Source organism: Microbacterium sp. CH-015, assembly GCF_049707015.1.
In the GTDB taxonomy this organism is placed as follows: domain Bacteria; phylum Actinomycetota; class Actinomycetes; order Actinomycetales; family Microbacteriaceae; genus Microbacterium; species Microbacterium aurum.
Map to the genome: position 1 here is coordinate 928,713 of NZ_JBNAFJ010000001.1, position 23,176 is coordinate 951,888.

Here is a 23,176-nt window from a genome sequence, read left to right on the forward strand (position 1 = left end):
CGAGCCCGCGGCGACGCCGGCGCCGGGTCGCGCTGACAGCGAACAGCCGCGGTCTCCGGGGGCCGCCGGGGGCGCGTCCGTAGGATGGGACGCATGGCGTTCCCCGAGCTGTCGCACTCCCCTGTTCCCCTGCGCGAGGCCGAAGCCGATGCGCTGATCCTCGCGCTCCCGCCGCTCGCCGACGCCGGAGACATCCTCGCGGACTGGCCGGGACTGCAGGCCGCTCTGGAGGCGGTCGGGTTCACGGGTGCCGCCGGCGCGACCGTGCGCGCGTACGCCCCGGACGCGACCGGCACGCCGCTTGTCGTCGTGGGGACGGGCAGTGACCCGGATGCCGCGACGCTCCGCGACGCCGTGGGCGCCGCCGTGCGGACCACCACTGGGTTCGACGTCGTCGCCATCGGCGCCCCGGCCGTCGCCGGCACCGCCGGTGCCGCGCGCGCCCTCGCCGAGGGGGCCGTCATCGGCGGCTACCGCTTCGACGGCTACAAGACCGCGCCGGGACCGGCGCGCGCCTCCCGCGTCGTTCTGCACGCCGAGGACGCGGCCGACGAACTGGATCGTGCCCGCACGATCGGGGCGGCCACGGCGCTCGTCAAGGACCTCGTCAACACCCCCGCCGAATGGCTGGGACCCCAGGACGTCGCCGACGCGGCCACCGCGGCGGTCGCCGAACTGCCCATCACCGTGACGGTGCTCGACGAGCGCGAGCTCGCCGAGGGCGGATACGGCGGCATCCTCGGCGTGGGACAGGGATCCGACCGGCCGCCGCGTCTCGTCCGCCTCGACTACGCCCCCGACGGCGCCCGGCGTCACGTCGCGCTCGTCGGCAAGGGCATCACGTTCGACACCGGCGGCCTCTCGCTCAAGCCCGCGGCCAGCATGGTCGGTATGAAGTACGACATGTGCGGCGCGGCGACCGTGCTCGCCGTCGTCCGCGCCGCCGCCGAGCGCGCGCTGCCCGTCCGGGTGACGGGCTGGATGTGCCTCGCGGACAACATGCCCTCCGGTCGCGCGATCCGCCCCGGCGACGTGCTGCGGATGCTGGACGGCACGAGCGTCGAGGTGCTCAACACCGACGCGGAGGGCCGGCTGGTGCTCGCCGACGGACTGGTCGCCGCGAGCCGCACCCAGCCCGACGTCATCATCGACGTCGCCACGCTCACCGGTGCGATCTCGGTCGCGCTCGGTTCGCGGCACACCGGCGTCATGGGCGACGAGGAGGCCGTCGCCGAGTACCTCGCCGCCGCGGATGAGGCCGGCGAGCTCGCCTGGCCGCTGCCCCTGCCCGCACACATGGCGGAGGAGCTGGAGTCGCCCATCGCCGACCTGCAGAACGCGAAGATCGGCGACCCCACCGGCGGCGCGCTGTTCGCGGGCCTGTTCCTGCAGCGGTTCGTCGGTCGCGTCTCCGACGACGCCGACGCTCCCCGCATCCCCTGGGTGCATCTCGACATCGCCGGGAGCGGGACCGCGAAGGCGGCCGCCGGTGCGAACGACAAGGGACCCACCGCGGCGGCCGTCCGGTCGCTGCTCGCTTTCGTCGAAGGAGACGCGCGATGACCGACCATGTCAGCGACCTCGTGATCCTGGGCGGCGGGTCCGCCGGCTATGCCGCGGCACTGCGCGCAGCCGAGCTCGGGCGCTTCGTCGTGCTCGTCGAGCAGGATCGGCTGGGCGGCACGTGCCTGCATCGCGGGTGCATTCCGACGAAGGCACTCCTGCACTCCGCGGAGGTCGCCGATCAGGTGCGCGCGGCGGCGTCGGTGGGCATCGGCGCGACGCTCGAGGGGGTCGACGCCGAGGCGGTCGCCGCGTTCCGAGAGCGGATCGTCGCGAAGAAGTTCGCGGGTCTCGAAGGCCTCGTCCGGGCTCGCGGCATCACGGTCGTCGCCGGTGTCGGCCGGCTTGTCGTCGACGCCGACGGGCCGGCGGTCGCCGTCGGAGACGACCGGTACCGCGGCGCGGACGTCCTGCTCGCGACCGGCTCGTACACCCGCACCCTGCCGGGCCTCGAGCTCGCCGGTCGCGTCATCGGCAGCGAGCAGGCCCTCGCGTTGCGGGAGGTCCCGGCATCCGTCATCGTGCTCGGCGGCGGGGTCATCGGCGTCGAGTTCGCCAGCGCGTGGCGCTCGCTGGGCGCCGAGGTCACGATCCTCGAAGCCCTCGACCACCTCGTGCCCGTGGAGGATGTGGCCGCCAGCAAGGCGCTCGAACGCGCCTTCCGCAAGCGCGGCATCACGGCGCGGCTCGGCGCACGGTTCGCCTCGGTGTCGCAGACGGATGCCGGGGTCACGGTCACGCTGGAAGACGGTGGACAGCTGTCGGCGGACTACCTGATGGTCGCGGTCGGACGCGGTCCCGCGACCGCCGGAATGGGGTTCGAGGAAGCGGGCATCGCCCTCGACCGCGGCTTCGTCACCGTGAACGCCCGGCTGCAGACCAGCGTGCCGCACGTCTGGGCCGCCGGCGACATCGTCCCCGGCCTCCAGCTCGCGCATCGCGGATTCCAGCAGGGCATTTTCGTCGCGGAGGAGATCGCCGGATTGAACCCGGTGGCGGTGGCCGAGCACACGATCCCGCGCATCACGTATTCGCACCCCGAGGTCGCCTCGGTCGGCGTGACCGAGCAGGCGGCCCGCGCAGAGCACGGCGACGCCGTCGTCGCGTACGAGTACAACCTCGCCGGCAACGGTCGCAGCGAGATCATCGGCACGTCCGGCATCGTGAAGGTCGTCCGCGTCGCGGACGGGCCGGTGCTCGGCGTCCATCTCGTGGGCGATCGGGTCGGCGAGTTGATCACCGAGGGGCAGTTGGCGGTCGCCTGGGAAGCGCACCCGGAGGACATCGCGCCGCTGCTGCACGCCCACCCGACGCAGAGCGAGGCGCTCGGCGAGGCGTTCCTGGCGCTGGCGGGCAAGCCGCTGCACGCGCTGTGAGCCGTGCGCTCCGCGTGCCGCCACCGGCGGTCCGGAGGGTCACTAAGCTAGATCAGGACATCGAACTTCTGAAGGAGACACAGTCATGAGCACATCCGTGGTCCTCCCCGCGCTCGGCGAGAGCGTCACCGAGGGAACGGTCACCCGCTGGCTCAAGAAGGTCGGTGACACGATCCAGGCCGACGAGGGCCTGCTCGAGATCTCGACCGACAAGGTCGACACGGAGATCCCCTCCCCCGTCAGCGGCGTCATCGAAGAGATCCTCGTCCAGGAGGACGAGACCGTCGAGGTCGGCGCCGTCCTCGCCAAGATCGGCGACGGATCGGGCCAGCCCACGGGCGACGAGGCTCCCGCCGCGGAGCAGGCCGCGCCCGCCGAGGCCCCCGCCGCTCCGACGCAGGAGGCGGCCCCGGCTCAGGAGGCCGCTCCGGCCGAGGCCCCCGCGGCGCCGGCTCAGGAAGCCGCTCCGGCTCAGGATGCCGTGCCGGCTGCCTCCGGCGATGCCAAGGACGTCGTGCTCCCCGAACTCGGTGAGAGCGTCACCGAGGGAACGGTCACCCGCTGGCTCAAGCAGGTCGGCGACGACGTCGCCGTCGACGAGCCGCTGCTGGAGATCTCCACCGACAAGGTCGACACCGAGATCCCCTCGCCCGTCGCCGGCACGCTCCAGGAGATCCTGGTGGCCGAGGACGAGACCGTCGCCGTCGGTGCGACCCTGGCTCGCATCGGCTCGGGCGCTCCCGCCGCGGCGGCGCCCGCCGCTCCGGCCCCGGCGGCGGAGGCGCCCGCTCCCGCTGAGGCGCCCGCTCCCGCTGAGGCTCCTGCGGCTGCTGAGGCGCCTGCTCCCGCGGAGGCTCCTGCCGCTGCTGAGGCGCCTGCCCCCACTCCCGCTCCGGCTCCGGCCGCTGCTCCGGCCCCGGCCGCAGCGCCTGCCCCGGCGGCGGAGGCTCCCGCCGCGGCTGCGGCAGATGACGACGTCACGACCTACGTGACTCCGCTCGTGCGGCGCCTCGCTCAGCAGCAGGGCGTCGACCTCGCGTCGGTCACGGGCACCGGCGTCGGTGGGCGCATCCGCAAGGAAGACGTCCTGAAGGCCGCCGAGGCGGCGCAGGGTGGCGCGACGCCCGCGGCCGCACCGGCCGCCGCCGCACCGACACCGGTCGAGGTGTCCCCGCTGCGCGGCACCACGCAGCCGATGTCGCGCCTGCGCAAGGTGCTCGCCGAGCGGGCCGTCGCGTCGATGCAGCAGACCGCGCAGTTGACGACGGTGGTGAAGGTCGACGTCACGAAGGTCGCCGCCTACCGCAGTGCCGTCCAGGCGGACTTCGTCGCCAAGACCGGTGGCAAGCTCTCGTTCCTGCCGTTCTTCGTCCTTGCCGCCGCCGAGGCCCTGCAGGCCCACCCCGTCATCAACGCGACCGTCAACGGCACGGACATCGTCTACCCGCCGACGGAGAACATCTCCATCGCCGTGGACACCGAGCGCGGTCTGCTGACGCCGGTGCTGCGCGACGCGGGCGGCAAGACGCTGGCCGACATCTCCACCGAGATCGCCGACCTCGCCGCGCGGACGCGCGACAACAAGCTGAAGCCCGACGAGCTCGCCGGCGGCACCTTCACGGTGACCAACACCGGTTCGCGCGGTGCCCTCTTCGACACGCCGGTGGTCTTCCTGCCCCAGTCGGCGATCCTCGGCACCGGCGCGGTCGTCAAGGAGCCGGGCGTGGTGAAGGTCGACGGTGTGGAAGCCATCGGCATCCGCTCCTACGTGTACCTGGCGCTGTCGTACGATCACCGCATCGTCGACGGGGCGGACGCGGCTCGATTCCTGGGTGCGGTGAAGTGGCGCCTGGAGACGGCTGACTTCGAGGGCAACCTCGGCATCTGAGCCTCACCGGCCCACCCGGTCTCAGGGCTGGTCTGCGACGTCATAGACGTCGCGGACCAGCCCTTGCCCGTTCACGGAGACGATGACGAGCACCTGTGAGGGGCGGCCGGGGCCGTCCACCCGGTAGACCGCGACGCCGCCGTACTCGTCGAGGAGTGTGACGGTGCGGTCGGCGGTGCCGTCGCTGACGACGCCGACGGGGACCTCGGCCGCGGGATCCTCCAGGATCGGGCAGGCGGACGAGGGATTCTCTGCGCAGGCGGAGAGGGCGGTCAGAACGTCGGCGACGGGGTCCGCGGCGCCGCTGGGCGCAGACTCCGCCGCCGGCGTTTCGGCCGTCGCGGCCGGGACCCCTGTGGGCGTGGCGGATGCCGGAGTGCCGGGGCCGATCACCGCCTCGGCCGGCGACTCTTCCTGCGGCCACGCCATCCCGCCCGCGACGACGACGGCTCCCACCGCCGCAGCGACCAGCAGCGGAGCCCGCCGCCGAGGCGGTCGCGCCGCGGCGTCCGTCGCCACATCCGCTCGGGTCGGTGTGCGGGGGCGGCGCTCCTTCACGGTCGTCCGCCGGTGCGCCACCGACCTCGCGACGTGGCCGGGGAGCGCCGTGAGCGTGCGGATGCCGGCGCCCACCCGCTCCGCGACGTCATCGCCGGTGAACCTCGCGAGCCACGAAGCGGCGGCCTCGTGCGCCTCGGACGTGTCTCGTCGCAGCGTCGCCGCCCGCAACGGGGCAGGTTCGACGGTCGCGACGCTCAGCGCACCGGGACCGCGCAGCGGCGTGCGCACGGCGAGCGGGGCGGGGTCGGCGGCGTCGAAGAGTCCGTCTTCGCAGGCCTCGGCGTCCCTCGGTGTGAGCTCGGCCGCGCAGAGCGCGGCGCTCGTGGCGTCGACGGCCCGCCGCAACGGTCCGGACGACGACGCCGCCATGCGCTCCAGAAGCGCGACCGTGTCGTCGAGCCAGCCGCCGTGGCCGCCCGCGGCGAGAACGGGTCTGCCCTCGGCATCCACCCACCACCGCCCCGCGTCGATCGCGAGAGCGCGCGCCTGCACGGCTCCCCGCAGCAGGCTGACCGCGACGGTGACGACTTCGCCCGCCGACAGGCTCCGCTCGTCCAGGCGGCGGGCGAGGGTCTCGACGCAGTGCGGCAGGATCGCGACGTGGCCGTCCGCGGTCCGCGCGATGTCGCGTGGCGCGAGCACGTGCCCGTCCGGCTCGGCGCGCCAGATCTCCTCGGGAAGGTCCCCGATCTCCACCCAGACGGACGGCGGGTCGTCGGCGCGCAGCGTTCCGGGGTACGGCGCCTCGTCGGCGCGCAGCCGGCGCAGTGCGGGCGGCGGGTCGAGCAGCGGGAGCGGGGTCATGCCCCGAGTGTGGCGCCCCGGAGCGCGGCACGGTGCGTCGATCCCCCGATCTGTGGACAGTCCCGCCGACCGGTCGGTTGTGCAGGAGGCGATGGATGCCGACGCATGGCGCCGCGCGTACGCCGGTAGGCTGGATGCCATGTCCTCCCGCGGTCCCGCCACCGAGAAGCGTCCCGGCTTCTTCTCGCAGCTTCGTTCCCTGTTCACCTTCACGAAGGCCGAGTTCGGCTGGCTGCCGTGGGTGCTCATCGCCGTGCTGGTCGTCGGCATCGGCATCGGCGTGCTCGTCGGGTTCCTCATTCCGCCGGTCGCGGTGTGGAGCATCATCCTGTGGGGCGTCACGGGTCTGATGTTCGGTCTGCTGGGCGCGATGATCCTGCTCACGCGCCTGTCGACACGCGCGATGTACATCAAGCTCGATGGCGTGCCCGGCGCCGCGGGACACGTGCTCTCGACGTCGCTCGGCCGCAACTGGGTCGCCTCGGACATGCCGGTCGGGGTGAACCCGAAGTCGCAGGACGCCGTCTACCGCGTCATCGGTCGCGGGGGTGTCGTCGTCGTGGGCGAGGGGGCCCGCGGGCGCCTGACCCGCCTCATCAACGACGAGAAGATGAAGGTGCAGCGCGTCGCGTCGGGCGTGCCCATCACCGTGCTCTACATCGGGCATGGCGAGGGCGACGTGCCGATCTCCAAGCTCTCCGCCACCATCAAGGCGCTCCCCAAGAAGGTGGACCGCACCACGATGGCCGCCGTCGTGAAGCGTGTCGATTCGGTGTCCCAGTCGGTGACCTCGTTGCCGATCCCGAAGGGGATCGACCCGCTGCGCGCCCGCGCCCCGCGCCCGCGGTAATCCCCCGCATCCGCTGCCGGGTCCCCGCATCCGCTGCCGGAGTCCCCCGCATCCGCTCAGCTGCGGACGAGCACCGTTCCGGCGGCCTTGTCGTGGAGGCCGCGCTGATCGGCGTCCCAGATGACGGCGGGGATGACGAGCACCAGCAGCGCGGTGCGCACGATCGGGCGCCACAGCCCCACCCATCCCCCGCCGACCAGCTGCAGGCGCAGCCCGACGAGGCGGTGCCCCGGGCTGCCGCCGAGCGTCGGCAGAAACAGGATCTGCACGGCGGCGAACACGACGAGCGTGGCGAACGAGTCGTAGGCGAAGAACGCGATGGAGATGAGCACGGCCGCGGCCCAGTCGATCGCCAGCGCCGCGATGCGGCGGCCGGGCCGCGCGACGCTGCCGGATCCGACAGCCGGCATCCCCAGACGCTCGCCGGGATAGCTATTGTCGAGAGGGTCCGCCGTCACCGAATCAGCCTATCCGGGCCGCCGTAACATCCCCGAAACATGGGTGATACTGCCGGGCAACCGGCTCCGGATAGCGTCGAGGCGAGCCTGATCCCGTCAGGCGTGTTCCACACCCGATCTTGGAGACTCCATGTTCAAAGATTCATCCGAGGTGCTCAAGTACATCAAGGACGAGGACATCAAGTTCCTCGACATCCGTTTCACGGATCTGCCTGGTGTGCAGCAGCACTTCAACATCCCCGCCTCGACGGTCGACGAGGAGTTCTTCACGGTCGGTCAGCTGTTCGACGGTTCGTCGATCCGCGGCTTCGCGAACATCCACGAGTCCGACATGCAGCTCATCCCGGATGTCTCCACCGCATACCTCGACCCGTTCCGCGAGGCGAAGACGCTGGTCATGCTGTTCGACATCTACAACCCGCGCAACGGCGAGATCTACGCCAAGGACCCGCGCCAGGTCGCTAAGAAGGCCGAGAAGTACCTCGCCTCCACCGGCATCGCCGACACTGCGTTCTTCGCCCCCGAGGCGGAGTTCTACATCTTCGACGACGTGCGCTACGAGGTGAAGCAGAACTCCTCGTTCTACTCGGTCGACTCCGAGGAGGGCGCCTGGAACACCGGCCGCGTCGAAGAGGGTGGAAACCTCGCCAACAAGACCCCCTTCAAGGGCGGCTACTTCCCCGTCTCCCCCGTCGACAAGACGGCCGACCTCCGCGACGACATCTCGCTGCACCTGATCGAGGCCGGTCTCATCCTCGAGCGCGCGCACCACGAGGTGGGCACCGGCGGTCAGCAGGAGATCAACTACCGCTTCGACACCATGGTGCACGCGGCCGATGACATCCTGAAGTTCAAGTACATCGTCAAGAACGTCGCCGAGCAGTGGGGCAAGGTCGCGACCTTCATGCCCAAGCCCCTCTTCGGCGACAACGGCTCGGGCATGCACACGCACCAGTCGCTGTGGCTCGAGGGCAAGCCGCTCTTCTACGACGAGAAGGGCTACGGCGGACTGTCGGACATCGCCCGCTGGTACATCGGCGGTCTGCTCGCGCACGCCCCGGCGGTGCTCGCCTTCACCAACCCGACGCTGAACTCGTACAAGCGCCTGGTCAAGGGCTACGAGGCGCCGGTCAACCTGGTCTACTCGGCCGGCAACCGCTCCGCCGCCATCCGCATCCCGATCACGGGCTCGAACCCCAAGGCCAAGCGCATCGAGTTCCGCGCGCCGGACGCCTCGGGCAACCCGTACCTCGCCTTCGCGGCGCAGATGATGGCGGGCCTGGACGGCATCAAGAACCGCATCGAGCCGCACGAGCCGGTCGACAAGGACCTCTACGAGCTGCCGCCCGAGGAGGCCAAGAACATCCCGCAGGTGCCGAACTCGCTGCTGGACTCCCTGGAGGCCCTCCGCGCCGACCACGAGTTCCTGCTCGCCGGCGGCGTGTTCACGCCCGAGTTGATCGAGACCTGGATCGAGTACAAGATCGAGAACGAGATCAAGCCGCTCGCGGCGCGCCCGCACCCCTTCGAGTACGAGCTGTACTTCGGCGTCTGAGCACCCGGCCCACGGTTCGAAGCCCCGGCATCCTGCATCGGATGCCGGGGCTTCGCCGTGTGTGCCTCACGGAGACAGGAGAAATCACCGAGACAGGACGTGGTGACGTCACCACGTCCTGTGCGCGTGATTTCTCCTGTGCCGGTGATATCCGGCGGGACGGATGCCGGGGTCAGCCGTAGAAGAGCTTCTCGAACGCCCGGCGGGCCCGGCGGGCCGTGCGCAGCCACTCCTCCTCGACGAGCGTCGCCGACCCCGGCGGGTACTCCAGCAGACGGCCGATCCCATCGAGCTTGCCCCGATCGACCGGCAGCACGTCGCTCGTCCGCCCCGACAGCAGCGTGTTGGCCGAGCGCAGCCGGCTCGCCAGACGCCACGCGTCGCGGAGACGCTCGGCCGCGGCATCCGGAATCAGGCCCGCCTCCCGGGCCGCCTCGAGCGCGTCGAGGGTGGATGTCGTCCGCAATGCGGGCATGCGGTGCGCATGCGCGTGCTGCAGCAGCTGCACCAGCCACTCGACATCGCTCAGTCCGCCCGGTCCCAGCTTGAGGTGCCGGGCGCGGTCGGCGCCCTGCGGCAGCCGCTCGTTCTCGACGCGGGCCTTGATGCGCTTGATCTCGCGCAGATCCTGCACGGCGACCTCAGCGGGGTAGCGCACGTCGTCGGCGAGGGCGATGAAGCGATCGATCAGCTTGACGCTGCCCGCGACGCCCCGCGCACGCAGCAGCGCCTGCGCCTCCCACGACAGCGACCAGCGGCGGTAGTACTCCGCGTATGAATCCAGCGAGCGCACGAGCGGACCGTTGCGTCCCTCGGGCCGCAGGTCGGCGTCGAGGTCGAACGGCACACGGTGATCCTCGGAGTAGGTGCGGATGCCGGCGACCAGCTGCAGGGCGAGTTCGTGGGCGCGCTGCGGGTCCACGCCGTTGGGTTCGTAGACGTAGAGCACGTCGGCGTCGGAGCCGAAGCCGAGCTCGCCGCCGCCGAAGCGCCCCATCGCGATCACCGAGAAGTCCAGCGCCGCATCCTCGGGCGGCACGATCTCGCGACGCACGGCGCGCAGCGTCGCCTGGATGGTGACCTCGCTGACCGTCGTCAGCCCCGCGGCGAGCTCGTCGATCGTGAGGGTGCCGAGCACTGCCCCGAACGCGAGGCGCAGCAGTTCGCGCCGGCGCAGCGCCCGCACGGCGCGCATCGCCTCCACGACGGTGCCGTGACGCGCCTGGATCGCGCGGGCTTCCTCCTGCAGCAGCACCCCGCCGCGCGGACGCAGCAGCTCGTCGGAGTCGAGCCACGCGACCGACTCCGGGATCCACTCCATGAGCTCACCGATGTAGCGCGAGCCGGAGAGCACGCGGGTCAGCCGTTCCGCCGCGCCCGAGGAGTCCCGCAGCATCCTCAGGAACCACGGCGTGTCCCCCAGCCGTTCGCTGATGCGACGGAAGGCGAGCAGCCCGTAGTCGGGGTCGACGCCGTCGGCGAACCACCGGATCATCACCGGCATGAGGTGGCGCTGGATCGTCGCCTTGCGGCTGAGCCCGCCGGTGAGCGCGCCGATGTGGCGCAAAGCGCCGGCCGGGTCGCGGAACCCGATTGCGGCGAGCCGGTCATGCGCCTGCTCGGTGGACAGCTGGTGCTCGTCGGACGACAGCGACGCGACCGCCGAGAGCAGCGGCCGGTAGAACAGCCGGACGTGGATCTCGCGGACCTCCCGCTTGATCCCCTCCCACAGCTCCCACACGCCCGGCCCGCTGTCGGCGAGTCCCGAGGCGCGCGCGAGGACACGGAGGCCGTCGGGCTGGGACGGCATGAGGTGCGTGCGGCGCAGATCCCGCAGCTGCACGCGATGCTCGAGCACGCGCAGCACGCGGTAGTCGTACGCGAACGTGGCGGCGTCGCCGCGACCGATGTAGCCCTCGGCGACGAGCGCGTCGAGCGCATCGAGGGTCCCCCGCTGGCGGATCGCATCGTCGCTCAGCCCGTGGACGAGCTGCAGCAGCTGCACGGTGAACTCGATATCGCGGATGCCTCCGGGACCGAGCTTCAGCTGGTACGGCACGTCGGCGGCGGGAATGTGCTCGGTGACCCGCTCCCGCATCCGCTGCACGCTGTCGACGAAGTTCTCGCGCGCGCCGCTCGTCCACACCTTCGGCTGCACGGCCGCGACATATGCCTCACCCAGCACGCGGTCGCCGGCGAGCGGTCGCGCTTTCAGCAGCGCCTGGAACTCCCAGCTCTTCGCCCAGCGCTCGTAGTACGAGAGGTGCGAGTCGAGGCTTCGCACGAGGGCGCCCTGCTTGCCCTCGGGGCGCAGATTCGCGTCCACCTCCCACAGGGGCGGCTCGATCTCCATCCCCGAGATCCCGCGCATCGTCTGGACGGCGAGTCGCGTGGCGATGTCGATGACGCGGCTCTCGCCGATCTCATCGACGAGCGCGTCGGTGCCGCCGCCGACGAAGATGACGTCGACGTCGCTGACGTAGTTGAGCTCTCGGGCGCCGGTCTTGCCCATGCCGATGATCGCGAGACGCGCTTGCGCCACCTGGTCCCGCGGGAACAGACCGGTGCCGGCTCCCCCGGACGCGACGCGGGTGCGGGCGACGCACAGCGAGGCCTCCAGCGCCGCGCCGGCGGCATCCGCCAGGGCGGCCGCGACGTCGGCGAGCACCGCGACGGCGTCGGTCGCGCCCAGGTCGTAGGCCGCGATGCGCGCCAGCAGGCGCCGGTAGCGCACGCGGAGCGCCACCCAGGCCCGCTCCTCGCCGGTGGCGGCGAAACCCTCGGCATCCGCCTCGACGGCCTCGAGAAGCTCCGCGCGCAACTCGTCGGCGGTGGGGAGCGCCTCCCCCGCGCGGACGTGGGCGAGTTCGGCGGGATGCCGCAGGTAGAAGTCACCGAACCCGCTCGAGGCTCCGAGCAGCAGCCAGAGCGTGGCGCCGACGCGTCGCAGTGCCGACCCGACCGCCGCCGGATCGCGTCGCGCGACGCGCACCAGCGACTCCAGTGCCGCATCGGGGTCGGCGGCGCGGTCGGCTCCGACCAGCAGGTCCTCGCGGGCGATGCCGACGAGGTCGGCGAGCTCAGTGAGCAGCCGGTCGGCGTCGCCGAGCTCACTGAAGCCGTCGCGCGCCAGCAGCGTCCGTACCGAGGTGCGCTCGCTGGAGCTCATCGGGCTAGAGCATCTCCAGGTTGCTCTTCAGCTCGAACGGGGTGACCTGGGCGCGGTACTCCTGCCATTCGCGGCGCTTGTTCAGCAGCACGTAGTTGAAGACCTGCTCCCCCAGCGTCTCGGCGACGAGCTCCGAGTCCTCCATGTACTCCAGGGCGTGATCGAGGCTCGCCGGCAGCTGCGCGTAGCCGAGCGCGCGGCGCTCGGAGTCGGTGAGCGACCAGACGTTGTCCTCGGCTTCCGGGGGCAGCTCGTAGCCCTCCTCGATCCCCTTCAGGCCGGCCGCGAGCATGAGCGCGAACGCGAGGTAGGGGTTGGCCGCCGAGTCCAGCGCGCGGTACTCGACGCGGGTGGCCTGGCCCTTGTTGGGCTTGTACATCGGCACCCGGACGAGCGCGGAACGGTTGTTGTGACCCCAGCAGATGAAGCTCGGCGCCTCATCGCCGCCCCACAGTCGCTTGTAGGAGTTCACGAACTGGTTCGTCACCGCGGCGATCTCGTTGGCGTGCTTCAGCAGCCCCGCGATGAACTGGCGTCCCGTCTGGGACAGCTGGTACTGCGCGCCCTCCTCGTAGAAGGCGTTCCGGTCGCCCTCGAACAGCGACATGTGCGTGTGCATGCCACTGCCCGGCTTGCCTGACAGGGGCTTCGGCATGAACGTCGCGTACACGCCCTGCTCGATCGCCACCTCCTTGACGACCGTGCGGAACGTCATGATGTTGTCCGCCGTGGCGAGGGCGTCGGCGTAGCGCAGGTCGATCTCGTTCTGACCGGGGCCGCCCTCGTGATGGCTGTACTCGACCGAGATGCCGAGATCCTCCAGCATCCGCACACTGCGGCGGCGGAAGTCGTGCGCCGTCCCGCCCGGCACATTGTCGAAGTAGCCGGCCGAGTCGACCGGTTCGGGACCGTCGGGTCCGAACGACGAGGACTTCAGCAGGTAGAACTCGATCTCGGGGTGCGTGTAGAACGTGAAGCCGGCATCGGCGGCCTTCGCCAGGGTGCGCTTGAGCACGTGGCGCGGATCGGCGACGGCGGGCTGGCCGTCGGGCGTGGTGATGTCGCAGAACATCCGACCGGTCGGGTCGATCTCTCCGCGCCAGGGCAGCGTCTGGAACGTCGTGGGGTCGGGGTGGGCCAGCAGGTCCGACTCGTACGAGCGGGTGAGGCCTTCGATGGCCGAGCCGTCGAAGCCGAGTCCCTCCGTGAAGGCGCCCTCGACTTCGGCGGGCGCGATGGCGACCGACTTGAGCGTGCCGATGACGTCGGTGAACCAGAGGCGGACGAACTTCACGCCTCGCTCTTCGATCGTGCGCAGTACGAAGTCACGCTGCTTGTCCATCGCGTCCTCTCACAAGCGACCGCGCGGGCGCGGCCGGGCCGAAGGCCAGACTATCGGTCCTCTTCGGCTTCCTCTTCCGCCCACGCGCGCGAGCGCTCGGCGATCACCTGCGGCGCCTTGGCCGCCTCCTCCGCGGTGTCGAACGGTCCGGCGCGGTCCGGCGCGGGCGACTCGAATCCGCGCTCGACCTCACCGGTGTTGAGGTTGTACCAGTACTTGTCTTCGCCACGGGACATCGCGTGCTCCTTTCCAGAGCGGTCGGTCCGATCCTAACGAGCCGGGCTGCCGCGCTGGCTAGGCTGGGAGCATGACGACGAAGGCGACCCGTGCGGTCGGAGTGGACATCGGCGGCACCGGCATCAAGGGGGCGCTCGTCGACCTCGAAGCCGGGCAGCTTCTCAGCGACCGCGTGAAGGTCGCGACCCCGGCCGGCGCGGAGCCCGATGACGTGCTGGCGGCCGTCCGCAGCGTCCTCGACACCCTCGGCGTGACCGACGCCGACATCCCGCTCGGCGTCGCCTTCCCCGCGATCGTCAAGAACGGGCGCACCCTGTCGGCGGCGAACGTCGCCGACACGTGGATCGGCTTCGACGCCGAGCACTTCTTCGAGGACGGCCTCGGTCGCGAAATCCACTTCGCCAACGACGCCGATGTCGCCGGTGTCGCCGAGGCGCGCTACGGCGCCGCGCGCGGAGTGAAGGGCCTGGCGCTGTTGACGACGCTCGGCACGGGCATCGGCACCGCCATGCTGCACAACGGCGTCCTCATCCCCAACTCCGAACTCGGTCACCTGCAACGCGCGAATCACAAGTCGGATGCCGAGGCGTGGGCCGCCTACTCCGCCGTGGAGCGCGAGCAGCTCAGCTGGAAGAAGTGGGCCAAGCGCCTGCAGTGGTACTACGACTACCTGGAGTTCCTGCTCAGCCCTGATCTGTTCATCGTGGGCGGTGGTGTGTCGAAGCACGCCGACGAGTTCCTGCCGCTGCTGACGCTGAAGACCCCGATCGTCCCCGCCGTGCACCGCAACAACGCGGGGATCATCGGCGCCGCGGCGCTCGCCCTCGCGCAGGAGACCGGCACCGACGCGCAGGGCGTCGCGCACAACCTCGTCGACACCACCACCTGACCGGACCCGCCGCGACCACGTTTGCGGCGACCACGACTGGCGGTGACCGGCGTGCCGTTCGTGTCGGCGGTCGAGGAGGCGAATGGGCCGGCCTGTACGCCGGGTTCTGTCCGGGAGCTCGCGCTCCGTGGACGGTCATCTCTCTCGGCGGCACGTTGCCGTACCGCTCCAGCGGTCTACCCGGGGACTCGGCGGGCCGCGTCGGCGTCCCCTGTCTGACCTTGCTCCGGGCGAGGTTTACCGTGCGGATGCCGTCACCGACATCCCGGTGGTCTCTTACACCACCCTTTCACCCTTACCCCGGCTGACGCCGAGGCGGTCTGCTCTCTGTGGCACTGTCTCGCGGATCGCTCCGGGTGGGTGTTACCCACCGCCCTGCCCTGTGGAGCCCGGACGTTCCTCGGTGCGGGTGACCCCGCCACGCGACCGTCCAGCCGACCCATTCGCAACGCAATCGTACCAATGGGGCGCGCGGAGCCGCCGCCCGTGGTACCGTGTGCGCAACGGGTCCCTTGGGGAAGAGGCCCGGTAGGGGCTGGGGGGCCCGCATCATGCGCAAGATGATTCTGTCGTTCATTGCCGCAGCTGTGCTCGTCGTGGGGGCGCCACAGGCGGCATCCGCCGTCGACGAGCCACCGGGTGCGACCGATTCCGCGGGCACCGGCGACACCGCCGGCACCGCCGACGACACACTGGGCTACACGCCGCGCACGCCGCAGCAGCCGACGCTGGCGGGGACGACGGTCGCGCCGTCGTGCGCGGCCGACGCGCCGTGGATCGACTACTCGGTGCTCCTGGTGGATCCGCAGAACCTGTCCACCGGCCACACCGCCACGCTGGTCCTCAGCGACGGCACTCGCTCCACCACCCTCACGCTCGGCACAGTGACCGCCGGCGTGCCGCTGACCGGTCGCGTGCTGTGGCCGGGGGCGTCGGTGGGCTCGGACGGCAGAGGCAACGGCTGGCCCGGCTGGGCGTACGTCGACGGGCAGTGGACCACCTCCGACGACAACTTCGGGTGGACGCGCGGCGACATCACCGCCACCGTCGAGGTGAACCCCTCGCTGGCGGTCGCGCTGTCGTATCCGCCGTCGTCGCCGAACTGCCGCACCGCGCCGGCGGACATCCGCGCCGCCGCCGCGGCCGGAGCCGCACTGCCGGCGACCGGTGGCGACATCGCGCTGGCCGCGGGGGTCGGGGTCGCCGGAGCGGGACTGATCGCCATGGGCGGTGCGCTCGTCGTGCGCCGCCGGCGGTCGTGACCCGAACGGCTCCCCGCACCGATCGCACCCTCTCCACCGTCGTCCTGGCCGCCGTGCTGCTGGGCGTGGCGCTGCTCGTCGCGCTCGGCTGGGCCGCCTCGCGGGTGTGGATCGCCGCCACCGCGCTCCAGTCGGCGGCAGGCGATGCGCGCGCCGCCGTCGCGGCGGCGACCAGCGGTGCGCTGCCCGACGTGAGTGCGAGCCTCGCGCGGCTGGGGACCGCGGGCGAGCGTGCCGGCGCAGCCGCGGCCGACCCGACCTGGTCCGTCGCGGCGGCCCTCCCCTTCTTCGGCGACGACATCGCCGCGATCGGTGCCGTCGCGCGCGCCGCAGGGACGCTCGGCGCCACCGTCGGCGCCCCGGCGACGCGTGCGCTGGCGGCGGACGGCGACGGCGTCGGTGACCTGACCCGGCTGGCGCCCGTGCTGGACGAGGCGGTGACCGGCATCCGCTCGGCTCAGGCCGAGCTGGACGCGATCGACACGTCGCGGCTGGTGGCGCCGGTCGCCGAAGCCGTGACGCAGGCGCGTGACGCGCTGGATCAGGCGGCACCGGCGATGGCCGCTGCTCGCGGAGCCGCCGCGTTCTGGTCATCGATCGGGACCGGCGACGCGCGCGTGCTCGTGGTGATGCAGAACGGCGCCGAGCTGCGCACCGGCGGCGGGATCACGGGCTCCTTCATCGAACTGCAGTTCACCGACGGGCGCGTGAGTCTCGGGGCGCAGGCCGATTCCTCCGCCTTCCCGCGGCTGTCCCAGCCGATCCTGCCCGAGACGCCCGCCCAGCAGGCGCTCTACGGCGGCGTGCTGGGCAGGTACGTCCAGAACGCGTCGATGGCGACCGACTTCACCCAGACCGCTGCCCTCGCCTCGGCGTGGTGGCAGCACATCGATCACGCTCCCCCGGATGCGGTGATCTCGCTCGACGTTCCGACGATCGGGGCGCTGCTGCAGGTGACAGGCCCCATCGATCTGCCCGACGGCTCCCAGCTGACGAGTGAGAACATCACGCAGCGGTTGCTCGTCGACCCCTACCTGAGTCTCGACAGCACCGGGCAGACAGAGTTCATGCAATCCGCGGTGACCGCCGCCGCCGCCGAACTGACGGCGACGCCGCTGGATCCGCTGCGGGTGCTCGCCGCGCTCGCGACCCCGATCGCCGACGGACGCATCTCGATCTGGAGCGCGGAGCCGACGGTGCAGGCGGCGCTCGCGGACTCGCTGCTGGGCGGCCCGGCGGCGCGGCTGGCCGCGGCCCCGGACACCTTCGGCGTGTTCTTCAACGACGCGACCGGCGGCAAGATGGACCCGTACCTGCACGTCGACATCCAGACCACCGCCACCGTCTGCCGGTCAGACGGCAGGGCCGACGTCGTCGTGAGCCTCACGATGCGCAGCGATGCCCCCGCGGATGCCGCCGACGCCCTTCCCGGCGATGTGACCGGCCGCGGCCTGTTCGGCACGGGAGTCGGCGACATCGGCACGAGCGTGTCGGTGTCGGCTCCGCCCGGCAGCTTCGCGGGCGGCGTCACGAAGGACGGCGCTCCCGCACTCTCGGTCGACGTGGACGACGGCGGCCGCTTCATGAGCCTCGTGCGCGTCAACCTGTCACCCGGCGAGGTCAACGTCGTCGACTTCCACTTCACGATGGCCGCACCCGGTGCGATCTCGCCGGTCATCGTGACGACGCCGATGCTGAACGCACCGGGGATCGCCGCCGGCGCCGGGGCGTGCGGGTGACGCCGGCTCAGGCCTTGCCCGCGTCGGCGGTGATGCGCAGATCCAGCGGGAAGTCGATCGGGAACCCGCCGAACAGCAGTCGCGTGGCGCGATCGGCGCTGCGGCGGACGGCGGCGGCGACGGCCTCGGCATGGACGGCCGGGGTGTGCACGATGATTTCGTCGTGCAGGAAGAACGCCAGGTGCGCGCGACGACCGAACACCGGTCCGGATGCCGGTGCGTCGGCACCGGGCTCGACGGGCGGCAGCGCCGCGAGCTCACCGCGGAGGTCCGCCAGCCATGCCAGCGCCCACTCCGCGGCCGTCCCCTGCACGACGAAGTTTCGGGTGAACCGCCCGCGATTCCGCGCCGATCGGCGCGCATGGGCGCGGTCGGCCTCTGCCGCCTCCGGCGCGGCCGCCACGCCCTGCACGTCGCGCCAGCCGGCACCGGCCGCGGGGCTGGACCGCCCGAGCCAGGTCGTGACGACACCGCCCTGCTCCCCGACGGTCGCGGCCTCGTCGACGAGGGCCATCGCCCGCGGATAGGCGCGCCGCAGCGCCGGGACGAGACGTCCGCTGTCACCGGTGGTGGCGCCGTACATCGCGCCCAGGAGCGCGATCTTGGCCTCCTGTCGTGTCGCGACGACCCCGCTGTCGACGATCCCCTCGTAGAGGTCGCGGCCGCGGGCGGCCTGCGCAAGTGCGGCGTCCCCGGACATGGCGGCGAGCACGCGGGGCTCGAGCTGGGCGACGTCGGCGACGACCAGCATCCACCCGTCGTCCGCGCGCACGGCGGGGCGCAGCTGCCGGGGCAGCTGCAGCGCGCCGCCGCCCGAAGATGCCCACCGCCCGGTGACGACGCCGCCCGGCACGTAGACCGGGCGGAACCGCCCGTCGGGTGCCCATTCGTCGAGCCATGCCCAGCCGTTGGCGCTCGCGAGGCGCGTGAGCTTCTTGTACTGCAGCAGCGGCGCGATCACCGGGTGGTCGTACTCCTGCAGCTCCCACCGGCTCGTCGACTGCGCGAGCACCCCCGCGCGGTGCAGGCTCCGCAGCAGCTTCGGCTGGGAGTCCAGGCTCGCGGTGGGGTCACCGAGCGCCGCACGGACGGTCTCGGCCAGCTCCTGCACCCGCTGCGGATGCACGCCCGGTGTCGGCCTGGGCCCGAGCGACTCCTCGAGCAGCCGCTCGTGGATCGCCCGACTCCACGGCACACCCGCCGCATGCATCTCCGCCGCGAGCAGGGCGCCGGCCGATTCGATGCCCAGCAGCAACCGCAGCCGCGCCGCCGCCGGCGCGTCGGCGAGTGCCTGCTGCTGCCGGTGGAACTCGGCGAGCACCGACGCGAGGTCGTCGGGCACTTCCGCGCCCGCCCCGTCGGCGAGGTCGAAGAGCGTCGGCGCGCGCTCGGCTTCGGCGGGCGCGGCATCCCATTCCGTCGCCGCACGCAGCGCGTCGGGCGCGTCGACGAGCGCGCTCAGGCGCAGCACGGCATGGCACAGCCGCAGGTCGTGGCAGCGTCGCAGCGTCGTGCCCGCGGCGAGCACCTGGGGGTACCACCGCGAGGTGTCGCTCCATACCCAGCGCACATCGGCGGGGGCGGATGCCGCGAGAGCGGGCCAGTCGCGCGGCGCACACCGTTCGCGGGCGAGCTCGACGAGATCGTCGCCGAGCGTCACGACGACGACGACGTCGTCACCGTCGCGGGCGACGACGCCCCACCGCGGCGGGAGCGTCACGCGCGCCGCCGCGACCGACTCACAGTCCCGAGTCGTCGGAGCGGACGAGGATCGCCCCGCACTCGGGGCACATCACGACGTCGTCGGCGGCGGCCTGGCGCAGCGTCTGCAGGTCGGTGCCGGAGAGCACCATGTGGCAGGCCTCGCACGTGCGCCGTCGCAGCAAGCCTGCGCCGTTGCCGCGCGCGGCAAGCCGGTCGTACAGGGCGAGCAGGTCGGCCGGGACCTTGGCGGCGACCGCCTCGCGGTCACGTGTTGCCGACTCGAGGCGCGCCGTGGCGGCGGCCACGGCATCCTTGCCCGCAGCGCTCAGCCGTGCGCCCTCGGCGTTGGTCTCGGCGACGACGGCCTCCTGCTCGGCGACGGATGCGTCGGCGGCCTCGAGGCGCTCCATGAGCTCGAGCTCGGCGTCTTCGAGGTCGCTCTTGCGCTTCGCGAGCGACGCAAGCTCGTGCTCGAGCCCCTGCGCCTCCTTGACGTTCGCGGTCGCGGCGAGCCGCTCGGTGTCGCGCGCGACCCGGCTCTCGACGAGGGACACGTCCGACTCGAGGCGCTTGATCTCCGCGCGCACGTCGTCGCGCACGCCGAGGCGCGTCGCCAGCTCGGCGGACTGCGCCTGCCGCTGCGCGAGCAGCTCGTTCACGCGGGCGCCCTGCTCGGGGTTGCGGCGGGCATGGTCGGCGGCGCGGATGGATGCATCCAGGCTCGCCACCTCGACGAGGAGGAGCTGGTCGGCGGGACGTGCTTTCACGCCCTCCAACCTACCGTGGCCCAGGAACACTTCACCTGGCAGTCGTGGCGGGCAGGGGCCCCGGCGGGTCACCACAACTGCCACCCGTCTGGGCTCGGGCCTTCACCTGGCAGTCGTGGTGGGCACGACCCCCACCAGGCCACCACAACTGCCACCCCACGGGGACACGCCCGGCATCACCGCGGATGCCTCGTAGACTGACTGCACCAGGGCCTTTAGCTCAGCTGGTAGAGCGCCACGTTTACACCGTGGATGTCGTCGGTTCGATCCCGGCAGGGCCCACCCATTGGTCGAAGTCCCAACGTCCGACGTCGCAGGCTTGGCCTCCTCCCGGGCGCGCTCCACACGTGGTTGGCGCGCTCGCGCGGCCGATAAGATCTGGGCTCGTGGTCCTTTCGAGCCGATCGCCTCTCGGGCGCCAGGGCGTGCTCGAGCGTATCCTCGGTCTGATCGATGATCCCGCAGTGCGGTTTGTGGTGATCACCGGCGACCCCGGCGTTGGCAAGTCGTTCCTCCTCGACCGGGTTGCGGCGGTGCGCGCCGCGCCGCGCGTGTGGGGCGTCCGCGCACTGGCGGAGGTGCCGCTGAGTGCCCTGGCCCATCTGGTCGCCCCGGCGTCGACCCGGATCGAGCTCATCCGAAGGCTGCTGTGCACCGTGGGTCCGGTGATCTGCGTCGACGATTTCAATGACTGCGACCCGCTCTCGCAGTCGCTGATCGAACGCATGGCGGCGGAGCCCGAACGCACGGTGGTCGCGACCGTGCGAACCGAACGTGGGCTTACGCCGGACGTGATCGAGCCGCTGCTCGGGCGCGCGGGCACCCGGGTCGTCGCCGTACCTGAACTGACCCGCGAGGAATCCGACGAGCTCGTGCGCAGCGAGCTCCCCGGCGACGTGAGCGCGAGCATACTCGACGAGGTCTGGCATCGTGCTGCCGGGAATCCCCTGTTCACTGTGCAGATGCTCCGGTCGGCGCAGGACGACGGCGCGCTCGCCGCCCAGGCCGGACGGTGGAGCTCCACGGGCCGCCTCCCTGTGCCGAGATCCCTGCGGCAGATCCTCGCGACCCGCTTGGATGCACTGCCGGCCGACGCCCGTGACGCGGCCGAGTTCCTCGCGGGACTCGGGCGGGTCCCGGTGGGGCGCTTCACCAGCGACCGAGCCGTCGGACTGCAGACTCTGCTGACGAACGGGCTCGTCACGATCGAGGATCGCGGCGACGGCCGTGGCGCGTCCGCGGGCTTCACCCACCCGCTGTTCGCGGAGACGGTGTGGGAACGTACCGACCTGCTGCGCCGACGGGAGATCCTCACCGAGCACCTCGCGGCCGAGCATGCGGCGCCGGCACCGGACGCGGCGCGGATCGCGGTGCTCTCGCTCGATCTCGACGGCAGGGTCGCGCCGAGCGAGCTCATGCCCGCGCTGAGATTGGCGGCCGGAGGCCTCAACGCGTCGGTCGTCCTGCGGTTCACGACCGCGGCGATCGCGCGCGCGAAGGGCGATGATCTCGAGGAGGCGGTACGGGCGGAGGCCGGCGCACTCGTGCAGCTCGGGCGGGTCGACGAGGCGTTCGAGGTGATCCGCGCCGCGCTCCGGCGCCTGCGACCGGGCCGGGCGGCGGTGCGACTGACGCTTCTGCTGAGTGAACTCATGGTGTGGGCTGGCGGTGACCAGCCTGGTGCCGCCCGGGTGCTCCGCGAGCAGCGCCGCCGATATCCGAGCTGGGTTCGACTCCCGCGCGCCGCGTTCGCGGTCGCGGAAGCCGACGGGCTCGTCTACGCCGGTCAGCACACAGAGGCGCTCGAGCTGCTCGAGCGACGGGCCCGACCGTGGGACGGAATGGATCCCGAGCTGGCGGTGGCCAGGGCCACGGTGCGCTCGCACGCACTCGCCCAGGCCGGCGAGATCGCGGAGGCGATGGCCTCGCTGGCTGTCGCGGACGCGGCGAGTACCAGCGAGGTCGAGGTGGCGCCGGTGCTGCGCAGCCTTGTGATGACCCTGTGGGGCGCCCCCGGCGACGGGGAGAGGATCGCGATCGAGGCCCACCGGGTCGCCTGGGACGCCGGGTTCGTGCAAGGGCAGGCGTTCGCCGCGCTCGCGGCCGCGGTCGCGGCCGAACACCGCGGAGACCCGAGTGCAACCCTTCAGTGGGCGGATCGCTCGGCGACCGCCGCCGAGGCAGCGCGGATGCCTGACGTGCTCCGGCTCGCGCTGCTGCGGTCGTCGATCGCGCAGGCGACCAGCGGCCGACGGGTGGATCCGGCGACGACCGCACGGCTCGACGCAGTCACCGGCGGCGTCGGATTCTTCCGACACCAGGTGCCGCTCGCCCACGCCTGGGCGTCGATGACCGACGGCGACCTCGACGCCGCGCATCGCATCATGGCGATGGCCGTCGACGACGCGCAACGCGATCGGGCCGTCGGCTCGCTCGGACTTCTGCTCCACCACTGGATGCGGATGGGCCGCACCGGCCTCGCCGACGCCCTCGCCGCAGTGCCGCTGGGCTCGCCGCTCGCCGACGCACGGCTCGCGCTCGCTCGGGGTCTCGACGCGGGAGACCCGGTCGTGCTCCTCGACGCAGCCGAGCAGTTCGAACGACACGGGATGCCGACGTTCGCCGCCGAGGCGATCGCGGTCGCCGCCCGGTACCGTCCCGACGACCGCGCCCGACTCCTGGCCCGCGCGCGCTCGCTCGCCGCATCCGTAGGATCACCGTCGACGCCGCTGCTCACCGAGCTCTCCGAGGCTGCACCGCTGACCCGACGCGAGCGCCAGATCGCTGAGCTCGCTCGCGACCACCGCAGCGCCGAGATCGCTGCGATCCTGCACCTGTCGGTGCGGACCGTGGAGAACCACCTCGCACGGGCTTTCAAGAAGCTCGGTATCAGCTCCCGCGCAGAGCTCCCCTCCCAGTCCGACGACTGAGCCGACCCGCCGGCGGGTACTCAGTCGGGGTCGCCGAGCGGTACTCAATTCGCCGGTTCGGGACTGTCCCGTGGATGTCGAG

The 23,176-nt window shown here is 72.0% G+C and carries 16 protein-coding genes, 1 tRNA gene and 1 other RNA gene; 10 read left to right on the plus strand and 8 right to left on the minus strand.

The genetic code is table 11. The features are described 5' to 3' along the window. Positions 1-93 precede the first annotated feature (93 nt). From ACPYN4_RS04365 to sucB, 3 genes are all read left to right on the plus strand, one after another. Positions 94-1,563, plus strand: a complete 1,470-nt coding sequence (locus ACPYN4_RS04365; protein ID WP_424445689.1) for a leucyl aminopeptidase — start codon at positions 94-96, stop codon at positions 1,561-1,563. Beyond that, positions 1,560-2,939, plus strand: coding sequence for a dihydrolipoyl dehydrogenase (gene lpdA, locus ACPYN4_RS04370; protein WP_424445690.1), 1,380 nt, complete (start codon positions 1,560-1,562; stop codon positions 2,937-2,939). The genes ACPYN4_RS04365 and lpdA overlap by 4 nt, the downstream gene beginning before the upstream one ends. A gap of 85 nt (positions 2,940-3,024) precedes the next feature. Beyond that, the gene (sucB, locus tag ACPYN4_RS04375; RefSeq protein WP_424445691.1) at positions 3,025-4,827 is read left to right on the plus strand and encodes a 2-oxoglutarate dehydrogenase, E2 component, dihydrolipoamide succinyltransferase; all 1,803 of its coding nucleotides are present in this window, start codon (positions 3,025-3,027) and stop codon (positions 4,825-4,827) included. Positions 4,828-4,848: 21 nt separating this feature from the next. Here sucB and ACPYN4_RS04380 read toward each other — a convergent pair whose 3' ends face one another. Next, positions 4,849-6,192 (minus strand): hypothetical protein, encoded by a 1,344-nt coding sequence (locus tag ACPYN4_RS04380; RefSeq protein WP_424445692.1) that lies wholly within the window; start codon positions 6,190-6,192, stop codon positions 4,849-4,851. Positions 6,193-6,331: 139 nt separating this feature from the next. Between ACPYN4_RS04380 and ACPYN4_RS04385 the strand changes: the two genes are divergently transcribed. Then, on the plus strand, positions 6,332-7,042 hold the full coding sequence (locus ACPYN4_RS04385) for a DUF4191 family protein (protein ID WP_076690797.1): 711 nt from the start codon (positions 6,332-6,334) through the stop codon (positions 7,040-7,042). Positions 7,043-7,098: 56 nt separating this feature from the next. Here ACPYN4_RS04385 and ACPYN4_RS04390 read toward each other — a convergent pair whose 3' ends face one another. Next, positions 7,099-7,452: an RDD family protein gene (locus ACPYN4_RS04390; protein ID WP_239280190.1), complete on the minus strand. Its 354-nt coding sequence runs from the start codon at positions 7,450-7,452 to the stop codon at positions 7,099-7,101. A 178-nt stretch (positions 7,453-7,630) separates the two neighbouring features. On the opposite strand from ACPYN4_RS04390, the gene glnA (ACPYN4_RS04395) reads away from it, so the two are divergent. Next, positions 7,631-9,055, plus strand: a complete 1,425-nt coding sequence (glnA, locus tag ACPYN4_RS04395; protein WP_239280191.1) for a type I glutamate--ammonia ligase — start codon at positions 7,631-7,633, stop codon at positions 9,053-9,055. A gap of 172 nt (positions 9,056-9,227) precedes the next feature. Here the strand turns inward: glnA (ACPYN4_RS04395) and ACPYN4_RS04400 are convergent, their stop codons facing one another. Genes ACPYN4_RS04400 through ACPYN4_RS04410 form a run of 3 tightly spaced genes read right to left on the minus strand, consistent with a single transcriptional unit; the run spans position 9,228 to position 13,802 of the window. Beyond that, positions 9,228-12,224, minus strand: a complete 2,997-nt coding sequence (locus ACPYN4_RS04400) for a bifunctional [glutamine synthetase] adenylyltransferase/[glutamine synthetase]-adenylyl-L-tyrosine phosphorylase (RefSeq protein WP_424445693.1) — start codon at positions 12,222-12,224, stop codon at positions 9,228-9,230. A 4-nt stretch (positions 12,225-12,228) separates the two neighbouring features. Then, positions 12,229-13,566 carry a type I glutamate--ammonia ligase gene (gene glnA, locus ACPYN4_RS04405; protein ID WP_424445694.1) on the minus strand — a complete coding sequence of 446 codons (1,338 nt, stop codon included), beginning with the start codon at positions 13,564-13,566 and terminating at the stop codon, positions 12,229-12,231. A 50-nt stretch (positions 13,567-13,616) separates the two neighbouring features. Further along, the gene (locus ACPYN4_RS04410) at positions 13,617-13,802 is read right to left on the minus strand and encodes an SPOR domain-containing protein (RefSeq protein ID WP_239280198.1); all 186 of its coding nucleotides are present in this window, start codon (positions 13,800-13,802) and stop codon (positions 13,617-13,619) included. Positions 13,803-13,873: 71 nt separating this feature from the next. On the opposite strand from ACPYN4_RS04410, the gene ppgK reads away from it, so the two are divergent. Beyond that, a complete protein-coding gene (gene ppgK / locus ACPYN4_RS04415; protein WP_424445696.1) occupies positions 13,874-14,692 on the plus strand; it encodes a polyphosphate--glucose phosphotransferase in 819 nt (272 codons plus the stop codon). 79 nt (positions 14,693-14,771) lie between these two features. On the opposite strand, the gene rnpB is transcribed toward ppgK, so the two are convergent. Beyond that, positions 14,772-15,134: RNase P RNA component class A (gene rnpB / locus ACPYN4_RS04420), an RNA gene on the minus strand. Between the two features lie 118 nt (positions 15,135-15,252). Between rnpB and ACPYN4_RS04425 the strand changes: the two genes are divergently transcribed. Continuing rightward, positions 15,253-15,954, plus strand: coding sequence for an LPXTG cell wall anchor domain-containing protein (locus tag ACPYN4_RS04425; RefSeq protein WP_424445697.1), 702 nt, complete (start codon positions 15,253-15,255; stop codon positions 15,952-15,954). Beyond that, positions 15,951-17,693 carry a DUF4012 domain-containing protein gene (locus ACPYN4_RS04430; RefSeq protein WP_424445698.1) on the plus strand — a complete coding sequence of 581 codons (1,743 nt, stop codon included), beginning with the start codon at positions 15,951-15,953 and terminating at the stop codon, positions 17,691-17,693. Before ACPYN4_RS04425 ends, ACPYN4_RS04430 begins: the two co-directional genes overlap by 4 nt. A gap of 7 nt (positions 17,694-17,700) precedes the next feature. Here the strand turns inward: ACPYN4_RS04430 and ACPYN4_RS04435 are convergent, their stop codons facing one another. Together ACPYN4_RS04435 and ACPYN4_RS04440 are read right to left on the minus strand one after the other, a co-directional pair. Then, positions 17,701-19,413 (minus strand): bifunctional 3'-5' exonuclease/DNA polymerase, encoded by a 1,713-nt coding sequence (locus ACPYN4_RS04435; protein WP_424445699.1) that lies wholly within the window; start codon positions 19,411-19,413, stop codon positions 17,701-17,703. A gap of 19 nt (positions 19,414-19,432) precedes the next feature. Then, a complete protein-coding gene (locus ACPYN4_RS04440; protein ID WP_424445700.1) occupies positions 19,433-20,164 on the minus strand; it encodes a zinc ribbon domain-containing protein in 732 nt (243 codons plus the stop codon). A 209-nt stretch (positions 20,165-20,373) separates the two neighbouring features. On the opposite strand from ACPYN4_RS04440, the gene ACPYN4_RS04445 reads away from it, so the two are divergent. Both ACPYN4_RS04445 and ACPYN4_RS04450 read left to right on the plus strand, forming a co-directional pair. Next, positions 20,374-20,446: transfer RNA gene (locus tag ACPYN4_RS04445), tRNA-Val, on the plus strand. A 182-nt stretch (positions 20,447-20,628) separates the two neighbouring features. After that, positions 20,629-23,094, plus strand: a complete 2,466-nt coding sequence (locus tag ACPYN4_RS04450; protein ID WP_424445701.1) for a LuxR C-terminal-related transcriptional regulator — start codon at positions 20,629-20,631, stop codon at positions 23,092-23,094. Positions 23,095-23,176 lie beyond the last annotated feature (82 nt).